Below are 18,655 nucleotides of genomic sequence, written 5' to 3'. Positions count from 1 at the left end.
GCTAGTATCCCGCTCGCGTGTTGCCGTAGCCGGCCGGCGCCGTGGCGTTGGCATCGAGCAGCCAGCGCGCGCGGGGCTGCGCTTCCATCGTGTCGGTCATGCCGAGCGCAAGGCGCTCGGCGCCGGCCCAGGCGATCATCGCGCCGTTATCGGTGCAGAGTGCGGGCGGCGGCATGATGAGCTGCGTCTTGGCCTGTCGCGCGACGTCATGCAAGGCACCGCGGATCGCCAGATTGGCGGCGACGCCGCCGGCCGCAACGAGCGCGCGGGGGGTACCGAACTTTTCGCGGAAAAGCTTCAGGCCGACGCCCAGCCGATCGGCCGTCGAGTCCATCACCGCGGCCTGGAAGCTCGCGCAGAGATCGCTGACGTCCTGCGGCGTGATCTCAGTGAGCCGGCTCGCTTCGTTGCGCACGGCCGTCTTCAATCCCGACAGCGAGAAATTCGCGTCGGGGCGTCCCTGCATCGGCCGCGGAAACGCAAAGCGCGTGGCATCGCCGCTCTTCGCCGCCCGTTCGACCTGCGGCCCGCCCGGATAGGGCAGGCCCAGCATCTTCGCGACCTTGTCGAAGGCCTCGCCGATCGCATCATCCACGGTGGTGCCGAGGCGCACATACTGGCCGACGCCGGTGACGGCGACGATCTGGGTATGGCCGCCCGAAGCGAGGAACAGGCAATAGGGAAATTCGAGTGCGTCGGTCAGGCGCGGCGTCAGCGCGTGCGCTTCAAGATGGTTCACTGCGACCAGCGGCGTGTCGTGCACCATCGCGATCGCTTTCGCAGTGGTGAGCCCGACAATGACGCCGCCGATCAGCCCCGGCCCCGCAGCCGCGGCGACGCCATTGAGCTGGGCGAAGCCGATGCCGGCCTCCTGCATGGCGCGGTCGATGATGCCGTCGAGCAAGTCGACATGGGCGCGCGCGGCGATCTCCGGCACGACGCCGCCGAACCGGGCATGTTCCTCGATCTGCGACCGCACGATGTTGGACAGGATCTTGCCGCTGCCGTCAGGCGCGCGCTCGATCACCGCCGCGGCGGTCTCGTCGCAGGTGGTCTCGATGCCCAATACCAGCATTGGCGAATTGTTATCCAATTTGCGGCCTTGCGCTCATTCGTAAAGCAGAGTTCTGGTACGTCCGGTAGCATTCCGGGGTCGGCCTGCGCAATCGTCACGCGCAGCTCTCCTCGTGAATGCGTCACCGCCACGCGGTTCGGGAACACAAGCGATGTCCATTCTTGTCACACGGCCGCATCCCGACAATGAGGCGACGGCGGAAAATCTGCGCGCGCGGGGTCATCTGGTGCTGCTCGCCCCGGTGCTCAAGTTCGAGCCGGTCGCTTTCCACGATGAAAGCGAGGCCGATTATGATGGCATCATCGTGACATCGGCCAACGCGATCCGCGCCGTCGCACCGCAGTTGCAGGACCTCGATCTGTCACAGCTGCCGCTGTTCGCGGTTGGCGAGCATACCGCCGCCGCCGCGCGCGACGCCGGCTTTGCCGAAGTGATCGCCGCCGGCGGCGATGCCGCGGCCTTGCGCGACAAGGTCATGCGGAGCGTGCGAGCCAAGGTGCTGAAGAAGAAGAGTACGCTGCTCTATCTGGCGGGCGCGGATCTGTCGCGCGATCTCGGCGGCGAGCTCGGCGCCGAGGGATTCAACGTCGTCACGCAGACCACCTATCGCATGGCGCCGGTCAAGCTGTTGCCGCGCGAGGTCTGCGAGGGCTTTGCCGCCCATGGGATCGAGGCGGTGCTGCATTACTCCCGGCGCAGCGCGCGCGCCTTCCTGGATGCGGCGCGAGGCGAAGGCGTCGAAATCTCGGCCCTGGCAATTCCGCAATGCTGCCTGTCCGAGACGGTCGCAGGCGTGCTGCGCGAGGCCGGCGCCACGCAGGTTCTGGTGGCCGCGATGCCGGACGAAAATGCCTTGTTTGAGACCTTGGAGCGTGCTTTGCGGACCCGTTTGGCGTAAGAGAACGGGCCGAATCCGACGCAATCGGGTCCGCTCAGGGCATGTAAGTGTGAGGAACCGTCACGATGGCCGACGACAAGCCTGAAGACACAGGATTGGCTCCCGAGTCCGGCCGTGCCAAGCGCACTCCGCCCACCATCGACCTCGAGGCAACCGAAGTCTCCACCCAGCCGCACGAGGTTGCGGGCGAGCCGGAGGCTCAGCCGGCGACCGGCCAGGCAGGGGATGAGCAGGCCAAATTCGAAGAGGCCAAATTCGAGGAGACCAAGTTCGAGGAGACCAAGGCCGAACCTCAGCCCGAGGCCGCCGAGCGGCCGTCCGTTGCGGCCGCGCCCGTATCGCCTTCGATTTCGCCCTGGGTTATCGCTCCGGTCTCCGGCGCTGCTGCAGCCGCGGTCGTGATCGGGGTCGGCTGGATGCTGGGCTGGCCGGCGGTGCAGGCGCCGCCGGCCGCGCCGCAAGTGACGAGCGCAACCGTGGATGCGCTGAACGGGCGCGTTGCCGCGGTCGAGGCCAAGGCTGGCAAGCCCGCTGCCGATCCGGCCCTGCTGGCGCGGATCGACGCGCTGGAGAAATCCGCAAGCAGCCTGCGCAGCGACATCGCCAGTCTGCGCGCGCAATCCGACAAGACCGCGAGCGCCTTGAACGACGCGAAATCCGCGCCGCGCGATGCTGCTTCCGCCGATCTCGCCAATCGCATCGCGCAGCTCGAGCGCGCCAGCAAGACCGACCGTGCCGAACTCGCGCAGCAAAGCGAGAAGATCGCCGACGCCAGGACGATGGACGACAAGGCGCTGCGCCATGTGGTGGCCGCGGCCCTGCTCGACGTCGCCGTTCGCCACGGAGACGCTTACGGGCCGCAACTGGCCGCGGCGCGGTCGCTCGCGGCCAAACCCGATGGACTGAAGCCGCTCGACACCTTCGCGTCGTCAGGCATTCCGACGCCGGTCGCGCTGAGCCGCGAGCTCCTCAACATCGTGCCAAAACTGTCGCCGCCGGCGGAAGCCCAGACCGGCGGCGCCGGCATCGTCGAGCGCCTCCAGGCGGGAGCGTCAAAACTCGTCCGCATCGAGCGCACCGACGGGGTCGGCAACGATCGCGGTGCCATCGTCTCACGGGTGACGGCCGCGGCGCTCCGCAACGATTTCGTGGAGGCGCGGCGCGAGCTGAAGACGCTGCCCGAGGCCGATCGCGCCCCGGCACAGGCCTGGCTCGACAAGACCGATGCCCGCGACGCTGCGCTCGCCGCCTCACGCAAATTCGCCGACGATGCCATGGCGGATCTCGTCAAGCCCGCTCAATAAAGCTTCGCGCAACAATCTGCGCGTATAGGGATCGCCATGCTTCGCATCGTCCTCTTCCTCGTCCTGATCGCGCTGGCGGCGGCCGGCGCGGCCTGGGTTGCCGATCAACCCGGCGAGCTCGTCCTGACCGCGGGCGGTTTCCGCGCCACGACGACGCTTCCGAGATTCGTGTTCCTGCTCGGCCTCTTTGCCGCGGCGGTCGTGCTGGTCTGGAGCCTCGTGACGATGATCTGGCGTGCGCCGGGACGCCTGCGCCGCCGCCGTCACGACAAGCGCCACGCCCGCGGCCGCCATGCCATCACCCACGGCCTGCTCGCGATCGGCCATGGCGACACCGCGCTCGCCCGCCGCCACGCCGATACCGCGCGGCGGCTGGCCGCGAACGATCCGCTCGCGCTGCTCCTGCATGCGCAGTCCGCGCAGCTCGAGGGCAATCGCGACGAGGCGCAGCGCGTCTTCCGCGCCATGGCCGAGCGCGAGGACACGCGCCTGCTCGGCCTGCGCGGCCTGTTCATCGAGGCGCAGCGCGCCGACGATGCGGTCGGTGCCGTGATGATCGCGGAGGAAGCGATCAAGCAGTCGCCGTCCTCGACCTGGGCCTCGCATGCCGTGCTCGGCTTCCGCTGTGCACGCGGCGACTGGAGCGGCGCGCTCGCGATCCTCGATTCGAATCTGTCCTCGGGCCTGATCGACAGGCAGGCCTATCGCCGCCAGCGCGGCGTGCTGCTTGCCGCCCGCGCGCTGGAATTGGAAACGATGGATCGCGACGTCGCGCGCGAGAGCGTGATGGAGGCGGTCAAGCTCGCGCCGACGCTGGTCCCGGCCGCAGTGCTCGCCGCAAAATTCGAGAGCGAGGCGCATCAGGTGCGCCGCGCCATGAAGCTGGTGGAAGCCGCCTGGCTCGCCAATCCGCATCCCGATCTCGCGGATGCCTATGCGCATGTGAAGCTCGGCGATTCGGCGCGGCAGCGCTTGCAGCGGGTCGAGACACTCGCCGCCAAGGTTCCTGCCGACAGGGCCGGCCATGTCGAGGGCCAGCTCGCGATCGCGCGCGCCGCGATCGATGCGTCCGAGTTCGCCCGTGCGCGCGCGGTGCTGGCGCCTTACGTCAACGATCCGACCCAGCGCGTTGCGCTGCTGATGGCCGAGCTCGAGCGCACCGAGCATGGCGACAGCGGCCGCGCCCGCGCCTGGACCTTGCGCGCGGTGCGGGCCCGCCACGACCCGGCCTGGACCGCGGACGGCTATGTCAGTGACCGCTGGCGTCCGGTCTCCCCGGTCACCGGCCGGCTCGACGCGTTCCAGTGGCAGACGCCGGTCGCAAGCCTGCCGTCCGGCAAGGGCGACATGATCGAGTCATCGGCCTTCGAGGAAGCCATGCTGGCGGCCCCGCCCCCGAAGCGGGTGACCGCAGTTCCAATCGAAAGCCCCGCGGAACCGCCTGCGACGGCGCCCGATCCAGCGCCGGCGGCACAGGACAATTCGCCTCCCGTTGCCGAGGAAGAGCCCGCGGCCACGCCCGCCGAGCCGGTCCAACCAGCGCCCGAGCCGGCCGAATCATCGCCGGTGGTGGCGACGCCGGTGTTCCGGACCCGCGCCGACCTCGGCAAGCCCTCACCGGCGCCGATTCCCGCCGTCATCCCGATCATCCGCGCCCCGGATGATCCCGGGATCGATGACGAGGGTCCGAGCGATGAATTCACGGAACAAATCGGCACGCCCAGGGACGCTGCAAAGGCCCAGGCCGGCGGCTGGCGCGGATTCTGGTCCCGCTGGGGCGCGTGAGGGGCATTTCGAAGCCGGCGCCACCTTGCCAATTCGGGCCATGCCCGATATCAGGAGCGCGCGTAACGGGACCGGCTTTGCTTGGGTCCCGGCAGGGTTCGCCGCAATAGCTCAGTTGGTAGAGCACGTCATTCGTAATGACGGGGTCGGGGGTTCGAGTCCCTCTTGCGGCACCAGCGCTCCGAACGTCTACTCAGGTTCATCCGATCCTCGCAAGCGCGGCTCCTCGCAAGCCCGGTGTTTTTGCCGGCGCATCCAGCCCGCACGAGTGCACGGTCCAGATGGGTCGCGCAGAGCGCGGCCGTTGTATCACCGTGGGAGCGTTCGAGGTCGCGCAGCGGCCCGGGTGATCGCGATCACATAACTTCAGGCATGACTTCCGTAGTGTCGCGGCCACGCCAACACGGGGAGATTTCATATGCGCAAGATCATTCTGATCACCGCCATGGTCCTGGGTTCCGCGTCTGCCCAGGCAGACGGCGCACGCAGCCTGTCGCTGTCCGCGGCGAGTGAGCGTGCCGCCGCTCCGCAAGCCGCCACGACGGCGGCGACGACCGCCACGACGACGCAAGTCAGCGAGGTCGCGCCGGCCGTCGAAGCTCCGAAATATGTCGATCGTCCGCCGGCAATCCCGGCGCCCGCTCCTGTCCCTGCCCCTGCTCCTGTCCCTGCGCCCGTCGCGACGACAGCTCCCGCCGCGACCACGACGACCGCGTCAGTGCCGGTCAGGACGACCAAGCCCGCGAAGACGGCAAGGGCGGACAAGCCGAAGCACAAGCGCACCTGGACCGAAGGCCGCATCATCAGCGAGCTGCATCGCCACGGCATCTATTGGTAAGCTGGCCGCGTCCCCTTGAAAAGCAAATGGCCGGGCGAAAGCCCGGCCATGCGCGTATTGAAGCGGTGGTCTCGTTACTGCGAAACCGTTTGCACCACGCTTCCGATCGGGCGTGCGCTCGAGGTCGGCACCTTCAATTCCTTGAGCAGCGCTTCGTCATATTCCGGCAGCGTCTGGAAAGTCGTCTTGGCCTTCATCTGCACGATCTTGTAGCCGCCGGCCTTGAGGCGCGCGAGCAGCGCCGGCATGGCTTCGCCGGTGTGCTTCTGGAAGTCGTGCATCAGGATGATGCCCTTGCCGAGCTTGTCGAGCTTGGTCATCACGTTGCTGATGATCTTGTCCGGGGTGGCGCCCTTCCTGAAATCGAAGGAGTCGATGTCGGTCGAGAACATCGCGACGTTGCGGGTGCCGAAATAGGTCACGATCGCCGGATTGTGCTGAAGCTGCGGGAAGCGGAAGAACGGCGCCGGATTGGTGCCGAGCGCGAACTTCACGGCGCTGAAGCCTTTCTCGACCTCGTCCAGGGCCTGCTGCTCCGTCATCTTCTTGCCGTTCAGATTGACGTGCGACCAGGTGTGGGCGCCGATCGTGTGGCCCTGCGCCAGCACCTGGCGCAGGATTTCCGGATGATAGGTCGCGTGCTTGCCGACCGAGAAGAACAGGCCCTTGGTGCATTCGTCCGCGAGCGCCTTCAGCACCGCGGGCGTGTTCACGGGCCAGGGACCGTCGTCGAAGGTCAGCACGACCTCCTTGTCGGTGAGGAAGTCGAACTGCTTGAAATGGTCGAAGCCGAAGCCGGGTCCGCCCGTGGTGTCGATCTCGACCACGCGGGACACGCCCAGCGCGTTCGGATTGGCGCAGACCTGTTTCTGCTGCACCGGCATGGCCGGGGCCGGCACTGGCGCCGGAGCGGGGGCCGCCGGCTTGCCGGCGAGTGCGGCGGTGGTCTCGACGTCGTCCTTGGCGGCGAGCTTCGCCGGTGCCGGCAATGGATCGGCGGTACGGGCGGCCATTGTTTTGGGAGCGGCCTGATCGGCGCGCGAGGAATAATAAAACCAACCGCCGGCCGCGATCACGACCGCCGCAAGGACACTGGCCAACATCAGGCCCAACGCATTACGCATCGCTACTCTTTCCAATTACGCAACCAAACCTGCGGAATTTCCCGCGCGACGAGCCATTAATGCGAAGGAGCGGTTAACGTGACACCAACACGACGGCGTTTACGGAGGAATTTCAGATAGGTCGGCTTGTGTGACTGATGTCACAGTGACAGGGGCGCCTGTGACCATCATCACAGTGGAAAGGAGTTTGTTGGAGCATCTTGGGTCCCATCAACAACGGGCCCGCCGAGCGGTGCCAATGGGAGCTTCAAATGACCAACTCGCTGAACACCAAGTCCCTGAGTAGCAAGATCCGCGACACCAGCCTGGCTCTGGGCTTTGCCGCCATCGTTTCGATCGTTTCGACGACCTCGAGCTTCGCCTTCTCGTCCGAGGCGCAGCAGCAGTGCACCGGCGACGCCTTCCGCCTGTGCTCGTCGGAAATCCCCAACATCCCGAAGATCACGGCGTGCATGATGAAGCATCGCTCCGACCTGAGCGCCGGCTGCCGCGCAGTGATGGACAAGGATCTCGCCAAGGGCGCGTCACGCAAGGTCGCTGACGCCCAGGACAGCCAGTAAGCGCGCAACACAATAATCGTTGCGTCGGTCAGCTCCCCTCGCGATGTGCCCCGGCCACAAGCCGGGGCCACGCGATGGCGCCATTCAGCCTGCCAATAAAGCCGTTGCGGCTAAGGGATCGTCGCACTAGCTTCGCCCGCACATCTTCCGGGTTAGAGGCATTGCGCGATGACCAGATTTCTTTTCGTTATTTCTTTGCTCCTGTGCGCATCGGGCGCATCAGCGCAACAGCAGCCTGGACATGATGCCTGCGCGCGCGACGTCACGCGCTTCTGCCGCGCCGTGATGAACAATGGCGACCAGGCCGTGCTCGCCTGCCTGAAGCAGAATCGTCCGCGGCTGAGCAAGGGCTGTGAGAAGGTGCTGACGGATAACGGGCAGTAATTGTCTTCGCCGGGACGACGGCAGAGTGTTTGACAAAACCTACGTGCTGCTCCCCGCCGCGGTCGCGACCACGGGCAGCACCTCACTTGCCGCCTGGTCCGGCGTCTCCTCCTTCCAGCGCACCGAGCCGAACGGACGCTCCAGCATGCGGCGGATCCGCACCGGATCGGGACCGATGTGGAAGGCGATCGCCTCCTGATGCAGTGCGCGTTCGGACTGTGTCGAGCGGTTGCGCTGGCGCAAGTAGTCGAGCCAGGTCGGGCAATGATAGCGCTCGGTCCACAATTCGGGATCGGCGATGTCGCGCGCGATCGACCAGCCATAGGCGCCGTTGCGCTGCCGGGAGAGCTGCACGTCCTGCATCACGTTGTGAAAGCCGCGCGCGTTCTCCTGGGCGACCCGGTACTCGATCTCGACCACCAGCGGCCCGCTGCGCGCCGTGAGCGACAGCTTGACTTCCGGATCGGCCAGCAGATCGGCATCCTCGTTGCGGGCGCCGACGCGCGGCATCGTGAGCCAGAGTCCGAGCAGCGGCGAGATCAGCATCAGGCCGGCGGCCGTCAGCAGCGCGACCTCGACGCCGGCATAGTCGGTGAGATGGCCCCAGCCCCAGGCACCGATCGCGATGCCGCCGGAGATAGAGGCCTGGAACGCCGCGAGCGAGCGGCCCGCGACCCAGCGCGGCGCCGAGAGCTGCACGCCGATGTTGAACAGCGCGACCGCGGCCATCCAGACCGCGCCCGCGAGCACCAGCGCAGCCGCCGTCAGCACCGGCTCGGTGCTCACGGCCAGGGCGGCCATCGCGAACGCCATCGTGATGGTGCAGGCGCGGATCGCGGCCTCGCCGCTCATGCGCTTGCGCAATTCGTGGATGTTGAGCGCGCCGACCACGGCACCCATGCCGAAGGCGCCGAGCATGATGCCGTAGGTCTGCGCGCCGCCATGCAGCAGGTCGCGCGCGACCAGCGGCATCAGCGCCATGATGGCGCCGCCGATCAGGCCCATCACCAATGTGCGCAACAGCACGATCTTGATCGGCGGGGAATTGGTGATGTAGCGGAAGCCCGAGACCATGGCGCGGTTGAGCTTCTCCCGCGGCAGCCGCGAGGGCTCGGTGTTGCGCCGCCACAGCAACAGCACCACCAGCAGCGGCAGATAGAGGATCGCGTTGCAGGCAAAGGCGGCGACAGCGCCGAGCGCGGCGACGATGACGCCGCCGACCGCCGGACCGAAGCTGCGCGCGATGTTGTAGCTGATGCCGTTCAGCGCGACCGCCGACGGCAGCGCATCGGGGGGCACCTGCTCGCTGACGGAGGACTGCCAGGCCGGACCGAACAGCGCGTTGCCGCTGCCGACCACGAAGCAGAAGGCGAGCAGCGTTTCCGGGGTGATCAGGTTCAGTCCGGCCAGTACCGTGAGCGCGCTCGCGCCGGTCAGCGCGATCGAGAGCGAGACCAGGGTGACGATGCGGCGGTCATACATGTCGGCGATGGCGCCGGCCGGCATCGAGATCAGCATGATCGGCAGCATCAAGGCGGTCTGCACCAGCGCAACCTTGTCCGCCGAGGCCGCCATCTGCGTCATCGCCCAGGCGGCGCCCACGCCCTGGATCAGCAGGCCGAGATTGGAGAGCAGGCTGGCGAGCCAGATGCGCCGGAACACGGTGTAGCGCAGCGGCGCGGTGATGCCGTCGGCCGCAATTTTCTGACGGTTCGTCTGCTCGGTCATATCCCCTTCCAAATGGGCTGGCAGAAGTGGTCTTAGGGTGATTCCGGCAAGTTCAGTGATGCCCGCGAAAGTCCTTCGCTGTCCAGTGGTTAGGCCGGTATAAGCGGTGCAAAGACGTGGTTTTGCCGGAGGAGGAACAAATGAAGCTGTCGCGACGGACGATCCTGCAAGGTGCCAGCAGCCTGCCTTTCGCGGTTGCGAGCTTGCGGATGGGTGCGCTGGCCCAGAGCGCGCCCGCGGCACAGACGACCGAGGTGCCCCCGATCCTGTTCGTCCACGGCAATGGCGATTACGACGCGCTTTGGATCACCACGATGTGGCGGATGGAATCCAATGGCATCGCCCGAGATCGCATGGCAGCGATCAACTTCACCGATCCGCTGGCGCGCAGCGACGACAAGGTCGAGCAGGCGGGCCGCTCCTCGACCGAGGACCAGCGCCGCGAGCTCGCCGCCGCCATCGCGGATCTGAAGCGCCGCACCGGCGCGTCCCGCGTGGCGCTGGTCGGGAGCTCCCGCGGCGGCTATGCGATCCGCAACGTGATCAAGAGCGGTGGCGCCGGCGATGTCAGCCACGCCGTCCTGTGCGGCACGCCCAATCACGGCGTGTTCGCGACCGACGACCAGCCCAACAGCGAGTTCAACGGCCGCGGCACGTTCTTGCGCGGCCTGAACGAGGGCGAGAGCGAGGTGACCCCGGGTGTTGCCTTCCTCACCTTGCGCAGCGACGGCATGGACAAATACGCGCAGGCCGACGGCCGCTTCATCGGCAAGCCCGGCACCCCGACCGGCGTCACCGTTGAAGGTCCGGAGTTGAAGGGCGCCACCAATCTCGTGCTCGGCGCGCTCGATCATCGCGAGGTGGCGTTCCACCCGCGAGCCTTCCGCGAGATCTACAAATTCATCGCCGGCCGCGAGCCCGCGCGGATCGCGATCGTGCCGGAGCAGAGCGTCAGGCTGAGCGGGCTGGTGACGGGCATGCCGGGCGGCGCGCCGACCAATCGTCCGGTCGCGGGCGCAACCGTCGATGTCTTCCGCGTCGATCCCGAAACCGGAGAGCGCAAGGGCAATGCGGTGTACAGCGCCAAGACCGGCGCCGACGGCCGCTGGGGGCCGGCGCAGGTCGAGCCTTCCTGGTCGCTCGAACTCGTCCTCGCTTCGCCGGGTGCGCCGACGACGCACATCTATCGCTCGCCCTTCCCGCGCTCGTCCGACGTCGTGCATCTGCGCGCCGCGCGCCCGCTCGGGGCCGGGGACAAGGACGCCGGGGCTGTCGTGATCATGTCGCGTCCGCGCGGCTATTTCGGCCTGCCGCGGGACGTGGTGCTGCTCGACGGCAAGCAGCCGGCCGACGTGAAGCCGGGCGTGCCCACGGATTCGGCAGCGACCCTGCGGCTTCCGGCCAGCGAGGTCGGGCGTAACGTCGTGGCTCAGTTCGGCGAAGAACGAATTGTGGCGCGCGCCTGGCCCGCCTCCGAGAACAGGATTGCGATTGCCGAGCTGACTTACTAGCTATTTGCCTGGGTCACATCTGCGGGAGAGAGCAATGAACATCGCCAGCGTGCGTCGGCCCATCATCCCTCCGACCCCGCCGCGTGCGCCCGACGACATGTCGTTCCTCGGCCGGCTCGCTGTCCTCCGGCACAACATGATCGCGACCTGGGGGCAGCGCGCCTACGAGGAAGACATCATCAAGGGCCGCTTCTTCCTCCGCAACAGCTTCATCCTGAACCGGCCGGATGCGATCCGGCATGTTCTGCTCAGCAATTACGAGAATTACACGCGCACGCCGGCGGGGATCCGCATGCTACGTCCCGTGCTTGGCGACGGCCTCCTGATTGCGGAAGGTCATTCCTGGACGTTTCAGCGCCGCACCCTCGCGCCTGCCTTCACGCCGCGCGCCACTGCAAATCTGGTCCCGCACATGACGGCGGTGCTCGACGAAACCATCGCGAAGCTCGACACGCGCACAAGCGAGCCGGTTGATTTGCGTGAGATCATGCAGCGCATGACGCTGGAGATCGCCGGGCGCACCATGTTCTCGTTCGGTATGGACCGGCACGGTCCGACCCTGCGCAACTTCGTCATGGAATATGGCGAGCGGCTTGGCCGGCCCTACTTCCTCGACATGGTGCTGCCCGTGTCCTGGCCGACCCCGATGGACCGTGCCCGGGCGCGCTTCCGCAAGCGCTGGACCGAATTCGTCGCGGTGCTGATCGCCGAGCGCCGCGCGATGGGCAAGAAGGACGGCGCGCCGCCGCGCGACCTGTTCGATCTCATGGACGAGGCGCGCGATCCGGAAACCGGCAAGGGCTTTTCGGACGAGCAGCTCGTCGACGAGGTCGCGACCATGATCCTCGCGGGTCACGAGACCACCGCAACTGCGTTGTTCTGGGCGCTCTATCTGCTCGCGCTCGATCCGGACACGCAGGAGGAGGTGGCGTCCGAGACCCGAGGCGAGCATCTGGACAGCATGGCGGACATCGATCGCCAGAAATTCACCCGCGCGGTGGTCGAGGAGACGATGCGGCTTTATCCGCCCGCCTTCCTGATCGCCCGCGCGGCGCGCGAGAAGGACAACGCGGCCGGCGTCGAGATCGGCAAGGGCGACATCATCATGATCGCGCCCTGGCTGCTGCACCGGCACGAGAAGCTGTGGGATCAGCCCAACGCGTTCATTCCAAAGCGCTTCATGTCGGCGGATGCGCCCGATCGGTTCGCCTATCTTCCCTTCGGGGCGGGTCCGCGTGTCTGCATCGGCGCGCCGTTCGCGCAAGCCGAATCCGTGCTGGCGCTGGCCCGATTGATCGGCGCGTTCCGCGTCGAGCTTGCCGATACGGCAAATCCCGTGATCCCGCTCGGCGTCGTCACGACCCAGCCGGACCATTCACCCATGTTCCGCATCACGCGTCGGTGACAGGCGTTCGCCTGGCCGATCGCGTGATCAACCGAGACAGAGTTGCGCCATGAGCGACATCCAGGCCCAGTTTTCCGTTCTGAAGCAGACCGCCGATGCCAAGGTGGTCGATGCGATTACGCGCCTCATCGAGCACGGCGAGGATCACGCGCTCAACCGCGTCAATGTCCTCGACTTCGCCAGGCAGCACGGCCTCGACGAAGAGCGCGTGATTTCCGCCTTCCTGCATTCGGCACGGCTCGGCCTGTTCGATCTCGGCTGGAACGTGCTGTGCCCGGGCTGCGGCGGCGTGCTGGGGGCGCACTCGACCCTGAAGGCGCTCAAGCCGGGCGACTATCATTGCGCGCTCTGTGCCTGCGGCTACAAGGCCTCGGTCGACGACCAGGTCGAGGTCTCATTCACCGTGAATCCGCGCGTCCGGCGCATCGCCGCGCACGATCCCGACACGCTTCCGGTGTGGGAATATTTCAAGCAGGTGTTCTGGAGCTCCGGCGTCGACTTCAACAAGGATTCGTTCGCGACGCTGGCCAACGAGGTGACGCTGGATACGATGGAGCTGCCGGCCGGCGAGAAGGCGACCATGTCGCTGCAACTGCCGAACGACTTCATCATCATCTTCGAGCCGGTGACGCACGCCGCCCATTTCATCGACGTCCAGGGCGAGCCGACGAAGGACCGCCAGCAATTCGCCATCATGTACAACAAGGTGCAGGCGCCGACGGGTACCACGACGATGCGGCCGGGGCCGCTGCGGCTGTCGCTGGAAAACCAGGCCGGCGTGCGCGTGCTGCCGTCGGTGTTCATCGCGGCCGAGGCGCTCCACCATCTGATCGGCAAGCGCAAGCCATTCCTTACCGCCAAGCGGATGCTGTCGAACCAGACCTTTCGCGATGTGTTCAAGGCGGACAATCTCAGTCTCGACCAGCGGCTCCAGATCACGTCGCTGACCTTCCTGTTCACGGATTTGAAGGGCTCGACCGCGCTATACGAGCGGGTCGGTGATCTCGCCGCCTTCGATCTCGTGCGCGCGCATTTCCATGCGCTGCTCGAGATCATCTCCTCGGAGAAGGGCGCTGTGGTGAAGACCATCGGCGACGCCGTGATGGCGACCTTCGTCCGGCCCGAGCACGCCATCGTCGCCGGCCTGCGGATGCGCGCGGCCATGGACGAACTCAACAAGCAGCGCGGCACCGACGATCTCATCGTCAAGATCGGCATCCATGAAGGCCCGTGCCTTGCGGTGATGCTCAACGAGCGGCAGGATTATTTCGGCCAGACCGTCAACATCGCCGCCCGCGTCCAGAGCCTGTCGACCGCGCAGGAGATCCACATCACCGGCCCGGTGCTCGACGCGCCCGCCGTCGCCGAGGTGCTTCAGCAGCGCGCGATCAAGCCGATCCAGAAGCAGGCCGCGCTGCGCGGCATCGCCGACAAGATGGTGGTGTACGAGATACCGTAGATGCGTCCCGGCATCGAGATTGCCGAAACGTAATGCAGCGCACGGAACTGACGCACGTTGCGCCGGTTGAGTTTACCGCTCATATAATGCTGGTAGCGGCCGCGTCCCCGCGGCGTCATCGATTTCGGTAGGACCTTATGCTCGACGGCCTGCGCCAATTCATCGCCGACATTGTTGCTCCCCATGCCGGAGATCGCGCATTCGACGACAGCGATTATCGGCTGGCGGCGACCGCGTTGCTGGTTCACGTGGTCTCGCTGGACGGTCAGCCGACGGCGGCCGAACAGCGCAAGCTGCACAGCCTGATCGAAAGCCATTTCGGGCTCGATCGCGGCACGGCCGACCGCCTGATCGCGGATGCGACCCAGGTCGAGGGCGAGGCGGTGGACCTCTATCATTTCACCAGCGTCATCATGCGCTCGCTCGACGAAGAAGGCCGCAAGCGCCTCGTCCAGATGATGTGGGAGCTGGTCTATGCCGACGGCCAGGTCAGCGAGTTCGAGGACAACGTGGTCTGGCGCGCCTCCGACCTTCTCGGGATCGCCCAGCGCGACCGGATCGACCTGAAGCACGCGGTCGCGGACCGCGCCGGTGGTCAGGTCAAGGACAACGCCCTCGGCGGCTGACCCTTTTCTACGCGGCCGATTGCCGGTCGTCCGAACCACATGACAAAACTTTAATGTAGCTTCCAGCCGCGCGGGTCCGGGATTCGCCCGTAAATACCCGGGTTTTCCTGTCGTCCTGCCGCCCGCTCAGGCGCCCATGCTGCTGGCGCCGCTTGCCTGTCGCGCACGGCCTATGCTCTCGTTCCGGTATTGCGGGGCCAAAAAGCTTCAATTCAAGAGAATTCGATCGTGACTGAGCGGGTAACGTTGATCACCGGTGCTTCGGCGGGCATCGGCACCGAACTGGCGCGTGTGTTCGCCGCGAATGGACACCGCCTTGCGCTGACGGCGCGGCGCGCGGACCGGCTTGAGGCACTCGCGAACGAGCTCGCCGCCAAGGGCGGCAAGAAGCCGATCGTGATCGTCTGCAATCTCCAGGAGCCGGACGCCGGCGAGAAGATCGCCGCCGCGCTCGCAGCCGAAGGTGTCGAGCTCGATAACCTCGTCAACAACGCCGGCTTCGGCGTGTTCGGTGACGCCATCGAACGCGACCGCGTCGAGCAGGTCGGCATCGTCGACGTCAACGTTCGGGCCCTGACGGATCTGTCGCTACGCTTTGCCGATCAGCTGATCAGGAACAAGGGCGGTCTTCTCAATGTCGGATCGGTCGCCGGCTTTCTGCCGGGACCCGGCATGGCCGTCTACTACGCGTCCAAGGCCTATGTGATTTCCCTCACCGAGGCTTTGCGGGCGGAGCTGGCTCCGCACGGCGTTCGCGTCACGGTCCTTTGCCCGGGTCCGGTGCCCACCGAATTCCAGGCGCGCGCCGGCGTCGGGGCCGGACATGATACGGCCCTTCTCAATGTTCCTGCCGCCGACGTCGCGCAGCAGGCCTATCGCGGCCTGATGGCCAACAAACGGGCAGTGCTCCCCGGTCTCGGCATCAAGATTGTGCCGTTCGCGCTGCGTTTCTTTCCGCGCGGCTTCATCCTGGCTGCCACCAGCCGGTTCCAGAGGCAGCGGCACTAGAGAAAAGCTTGAAGCGTCAGTAGTGGCCCGGAGCTTGCTTCACTATCGGGCGTGTGTGCGCAAACTCACACGATATTAACGATCGCTTAGTTATGCTGGCGGTCTGAACCGATAGCACTTGGAAAGGCGATGTCGTTCCGGACGGACAGGTTTGCTGGCGCAGAAGTCGTGCCCTTCCCCAGAAGGACGCCGAGCATCGCCGCCTCCGAAGACCGGTTGCCGGTGCTGATCGTCCTGCATCAGGAATCCTCGACGCCCGGCCGTGTCGGCAATGCGCTGCGCGCGCTCGGCCATCGCCTCGACATCCGCCGTCCCCGCTTCGGCGATTCCCTGCCCGATACGCTCGAGCAGCATGCCGGCGCCGTAATCTTCGGCGGTCCGATGAGCGCCAATGATCCCGAAGACTACATCCGCCGTGAGATCGACTGGATTGAAATTCCGCTCCGCGAGCAGCGGCCGTTCCTCGGCATCTGCCTCGGTGCGCAGATGCTGGCGATGCAGCTCGGCGCCCGCGTCGCGCCGCATGCGGATTCGCTGACCCAGATCGGCTATTACCCGATCCGTCCGACCGCCGCGGGACGCGCGCTCTGCCCGCACTGGCCGGCACAGGTCTACCATTGGCATCGCGAAGGCTTCGAGCTACCGCTTGGCGCGGAATTGCTGGCGGAAGGCGACGATTTTCCAGTGCAGGCGTTCCGCACCGGCAATGCCTTCGGCGTGCAGTTTCATCCCGACGTGACCTACGCGATGATGCATCGCTGGACCACGCGCGGCTATGACGGCTTCAGCGCACCCGGCGCGCGGCAGCGGCATCATCATTTCGCGGACCGTGCGGTGTACGATGCCGCAGAACGCGCCTGGCTGGATCATTTCATCGACGGCTGGCTGGCGCGCCGGCCGGTGCTGGCGCAAGCCGCCGAGTAATCGCGCCTTCGCCAAGGTCCTTGCCGCAGATCCTTCGCCTAAGTCCTTGGCGCAAGCCCTTGCCTCATCCTCGAATATGCTAGGCTTGCCGCCAACGAGCGCGCGCGAACGCGTGCCGGCGAACGCGTGCCGGCGAACAAAGGGAGAGCGCCATGGCCTATGAACACATTCTCTACGACGTCAGCGACAAGGTCGCGACCATCACGCTCAACCGTCCCGATCGCATGAACGCGTGGACGCCCGTCATGGAGCGCGACGTCCGTCATGCGATGGAAGCATCGAGCGCTGATGACAATGTCCGCGTCATCGTGCTCACCGGTGCGGGCCGCGGCTTTTGTGCCGGCGCCGACATGGATGCGCTGAAAGGGCTCGATCCCAGCGACGTCAGGCGCGCGTCGAATCTGCCGCCTTTCGACATGAACCGCCGACCGGACTGGCAGACCCGCTACGGCTTCTATCCGTCGATCAAGAAGCCGATTATCGCCATGCTCAACGGCGCCACGGCCGGCATCGGCCTCGTCCATGCGCTCTATTGCGACCTGCGCTTTGCCGCCGACAACACGGTGTTCACGACCGCCTTCGCGCGGCGCGGCCTGATCGCCGAGCATGGCATCAGCTGGATGCTGCCGCGCATCGTCGGCCACGCCAACGCGATGGATCTGTTGCTCTCGGCAAGGCGTGTGGGCAGCGACGAGGCATTGCGGATCGGGCTGGTCAACCGGCTCTGCTCGCCCGAAAAACTCCGCGAAGAGACCTATGCCTATGCGCGCGACCTCGCCGATTTCGTCTCGCCGAGCGCGATGGCCGTGATCAAGCGGCAGCTCTACGAGGTGCCGTTCCAGACCCTGGCGGAAGCGACGATCGAGGCCAATCGCGAGATGATGGTGGCGCTGAACGGCAGCGATTTCCGGGAAGGCGTGGCGAGCTTCATGGAGAAACGGCCGCCGCGGTTTACGGGGAGGTAGGGGCTTTTCGGAGAGCGTCCGCCGTCGCCCTTCGGGCTATGGCGGGACAGCCTTCGCTTCCTTCGCTACGAAAGTGCTCGGCTGGCTTGCCTAGCCGTAGCTCGCGAAGCGAGTGAAGGCTGGTGGAGCCAGGCGGGATCGAACCGCCGACCTCGTCATTGCGAACGACGCGCTCTCCCAGCTGAGCTATGGCCCCGTTTGCTGGCCGCTCTGGTCAATGCGGCCGACAACCGGGCGCCATTTAAGTCCCCGCCAAGGTCAAGTCAAGGACGGGTGTCACCCGGTTTTAGCCATCCGGGCACCGACTTCCCTTGTTTGCGCCGGGGGGAACCGATATCTAGCAACAGGCGTCAATCCCGATCGCAGCCAGAGTTTTCAAAAGCCAGAGTTCTTAAAAGCCATGCGTGCCGTTCTCGACATCGTCATCATCGTGCTCGACCTCTACGTCTGGCTGCTGATCGCCTCCGCGATCCTGTCCTGGCTGATCGCCTTCAACGTGGTGAACACCCGCAACCAGTTCGTGTCGGCGGTGGCGGAGTTCCTGTACCGGATCACCGAGCCGGTGCTGGCGCCGATTCGCAATTTCCTGCCCAGTCTCGGCGGTCTCGACATCTCGCCGATCATACTGATCCTGCTCATCATGTTCATCGAGCGGGTGATTCTGTATTACATCTACCCGAACGTGATCTGAGCAGGCGGGAGCGCCTTGGTTGCCAAAGACGCTTTCAAGGAACCGTGGCGTTACTCCACCGCGGGCATCAGCATCGCGCTGCGGGTGACGCCGCGCGGCGGCCGCGACGACATCGACGGGATCGAGCAGCTGGCCGATGGCCGCAGCGTGCTCAAGGTGCGGGTGCGCGCGATCGCCGATGGCGGCGAGGCCAACAAGGCCGTTCTGGTGCTGCTGGCGAAATCGCTTGGGGTCCCCAAGGCGAGCGTCAGGCTGTTGTCCGGGGCGACCTCGCGGCTGAAGCAGATCGCAGTCGATGGCGATCCAGCGCGGCTCGGCGAAGCCTTGCGCCAGCTCGCTGCGGCGAAATCCACAGATCAAGGGAACTGAC

Annotated in this window: 18 protein-coding genes and 2 tRNA genes; 16 read left to right on the top strand and 4 right to left on the bottom strand. The window is 66.2% G+C overall.

Annotated elements, in window-relative coordinates; genetic code table 11:
* Position 1: 1 nt before the first annotated feature.
* Positions 2-1,075: a tRNA (adenosine(37)-N6)-threonylcarbamoyltransferase complex transferase subunit TsaD gene (gene tsaD, locus JQ572_RS14455; protein WP_211383711.1), complete on the bottom strand. Its 1,074-nt coding sequence runs from the start codon at positions 1,073-1,075 to the stop codon at positions 2-4.
* Between the two features lie 151 nt (positions 1,076-1,226).
* Here tsaD and JQ572_RS14450 point away from each other — a divergent pair, with 151 nt between their 5' ends.
* The 5 genes from JQ572_RS14450 to JQ572_RS14430 all read left to right on the top strand — a co-directional run bounded on the left by JQ572_RS14450 (position 1,227) and on the right by JQ572_RS14430 (position 5,900).
* Positions 1,227-1,973, top strand: a complete 747-nt coding sequence (locus JQ572_RS14450; protein ID WP_211383710.1) for a uroporphyrinogen-III synthase — start codon at positions 1,227-1,229, stop codon at positions 1,971-1,973.
* A gap of 65 nt (positions 1,974-2,038) precedes the next feature.
* The gene (locus tag JQ572_RS14445) at positions 2,039-3,277 is read left to right on the top strand and encodes a COG4223 family protein (protein ID WP_211383709.1); all 1,239 of its coding nucleotides are present in this window, start codon (positions 2,039-2,041) and stop codon (positions 3,275-3,277) included.
* A 36-nt stretch (positions 3,278-3,313) separates the two neighbouring features.
* On the top strand, positions 3,314-5,062 hold the full coding sequence (locus JQ572_RS14440) for a heme biosynthesis protein HemY (RefSeq protein ID WP_211383708.1): 1,749 nt from the start codon (positions 3,314-3,316) through the stop codon (positions 5,060-5,062).
* A 100-nt stretch (positions 5,063-5,162) separates the two neighbouring features.
* Positions 5,163-5,238 (top strand) — tRNA-Thr (locus JQ572_RS14435).
* Between the two features lie 242 nt (positions 5,239-5,480).
* Complete coding sequence (locus JQ572_RS14430; RefSeq protein WP_211383707.1) at positions 5,481-5,900, top strand: hypothetical protein; 420 nt, start codon at positions 5,481-5,483, stop codon at positions 5,898-5,900.
* 74 nt (positions 5,901-5,974) lie between these two features.
* On the opposite strand, the gene JQ572_RS14425 is transcribed toward JQ572_RS14430, so the two are convergent.
* Complete coding sequence (locus JQ572_RS14425; RefSeq protein WP_211383706.1) at positions 5,975-7,024, bottom strand: polysaccharide deacetylase family protein; 1,050 nt, start codon at positions 7,022-7,024, stop codon at positions 5,975-5,977.
* Positions 7,025-7,275: 251 nt separating this feature from the next.
* Between JQ572_RS14425 and JQ572_RS14420 the strand changes: the two genes are divergently transcribed.
* Together JQ572_RS14420 and JQ572_RS14415 are read left to right on the top strand one after the other, a co-directional pair.
* Positions 7,276-7,584: a hypothetical protein gene (locus tag JQ572_RS14420; RefSeq protein ID WP_211383705.1), complete on the top strand. Its 309-nt coding sequence runs from the start codon at positions 7,276-7,278 to the stop codon at positions 7,582-7,584.
* Positions 7,585-7,752: 168 nt separating this feature from the next.
* Positions 7,753-7,968, top strand: a complete 216-nt coding sequence (locus tag JQ572_RS14415) for a hypothetical protein (RefSeq protein WP_211383704.1) — start codon at positions 7,753-7,755, stop codon at positions 7,966-7,968.
* A 39-nt stretch (positions 7,969-8,007) separates the two neighbouring features.
* Here the strand turns inward: JQ572_RS14415 and JQ572_RS14410 are convergent, their stop codons facing one another.
* Positions 8,008-9,696, bottom strand: coding sequence for an MFS transporter (locus JQ572_RS14410; RefSeq protein ID WP_211383703.1), 1,689 nt, complete (start codon positions 9,694-9,696; stop codon positions 8,008-8,010).
* Positions 9,697-9,836: 140 nt separating this feature from the next.
* Between JQ572_RS14410 and JQ572_RS14405 the strand changes: the two genes are divergently transcribed.
* The 7 genes from JQ572_RS14405 (at position 9,837) to JQ572_RS14375 (ending at position 17,594) form a co-directional block, all read left to right on the top strand.
* Entirely contained in the window at positions 9,837-11,207 is a 1,371-nt protein-coding gene (locus JQ572_RS14405; RefSeq protein WP_211383702.1) for a hydrolase, read from the top strand.
* A 34-nt stretch (positions 11,208-11,241) separates the two neighbouring features.
* Positions 11,242-12,612, top strand: coding sequence for a cytochrome P450 (locus JQ572_RS14400; protein ID WP_211383701.1), 1,371 nt, complete (start codon positions 11,242-11,244; stop codon positions 12,610-12,612).
* Between the two features lie 49 nt (positions 12,613-12,661).
* Entirely contained in the window at positions 12,662-14,071 is a 1,410-nt protein-coding gene (locus tag JQ572_RS14395; RefSeq protein WP_211383700.1) for an adenylate/guanylate cyclase domain-containing protein, read from the top strand.
* Between the two features lie 137 nt (positions 14,072-14,208).
* Positions 14,209-14,697 carry a tellurite resistance TerB family protein gene (locus JQ572_RS14390; RefSeq protein WP_211383699.1) on the top strand — a complete coding sequence of 163 codons (489 nt, stop codon included), beginning with the start codon at positions 14,209-14,211 and terminating at the stop codon, positions 14,695-14,697.
* A gap of 228 nt (positions 14,698-14,925) precedes the next feature.
* Positions 14,926-15,705: an SDR family NAD(P)-dependent oxidoreductase gene (locus JQ572_RS14385; RefSeq protein ID WP_211383698.1), complete on the top strand. Its 780-nt coding sequence runs from the start codon at positions 14,926-14,928 to the stop codon at positions 15,703-15,705.
* Positions 15,706-15,834: 129 nt separating this feature from the next.
* Positions 15,835-16,629, top strand: coding sequence for a glutamine amidotransferase (locus JQ572_RS14380; RefSeq protein WP_211383697.1), 795 nt, complete (start codon positions 15,835-15,837; stop codon positions 16,627-16,629).
* 152 nt (positions 16,630-16,781) lie between these two features.
* Positions 16,782-17,594 carry an enoyl-CoA hydratase gene (locus JQ572_RS14375; RefSeq protein WP_211383696.1) on the top strand — a complete coding sequence of 271 codons (813 nt, stop codon included), beginning with the start codon at positions 16,782-16,784 and terminating at the stop codon, positions 17,592-17,594.
* Between the two features lie 120 nt (positions 17,595-17,714).
* Here JQ572_RS14375 and JQ572_RS14370 read toward each other — a convergent pair.
* A tRNA-Ala gene (locus tag JQ572_RS14370) sits at positions 17,715-17,790 on the bottom strand.
* Between the two features lie 204 nt (positions 17,791-17,994).
* Between JQ572_RS14370 and JQ572_RS14365 the strand changes: the two genes are divergently transcribed.
* Together JQ572_RS14365 and JQ572_RS14360 are read left to right on the top strand one after the other, a co-directional pair.
* On the top strand, positions 17,995-18,285 hold the full coding sequence (locus JQ572_RS14365) for a YggT family protein (RefSeq protein WP_007598721.1): 291 nt from the start codon (positions 17,995-17,997) through the stop codon (positions 18,283-18,285).
* A gap of 15 nt (positions 18,286-18,300) precedes the next feature.
* Positions 18,301-18,654: a DUF167 domain-containing protein gene (locus tag JQ572_RS14360; RefSeq protein ID WP_211383695.1), complete on the top strand. Its 354-nt coding sequence runs from the start codon at positions 18,301-18,303 to the stop codon at positions 18,652-18,654.
* The last annotated feature ends 1 nt before the right edge of the window (position 18,655 follow it).

Source organism: Bradyrhizobium sp. SZCCT0153 (assembly GCF_018129995.1).
Lineage (GTDB): Bacteria > Pseudomonadota > Alphaproteobacteria > Rhizobiales > Xanthobacteraceae > Bradyrhizobium > Bradyrhizobium japonicum_G.
This window is presented reverse-complemented; position numbering and strand designations above follow the sequence as displayed.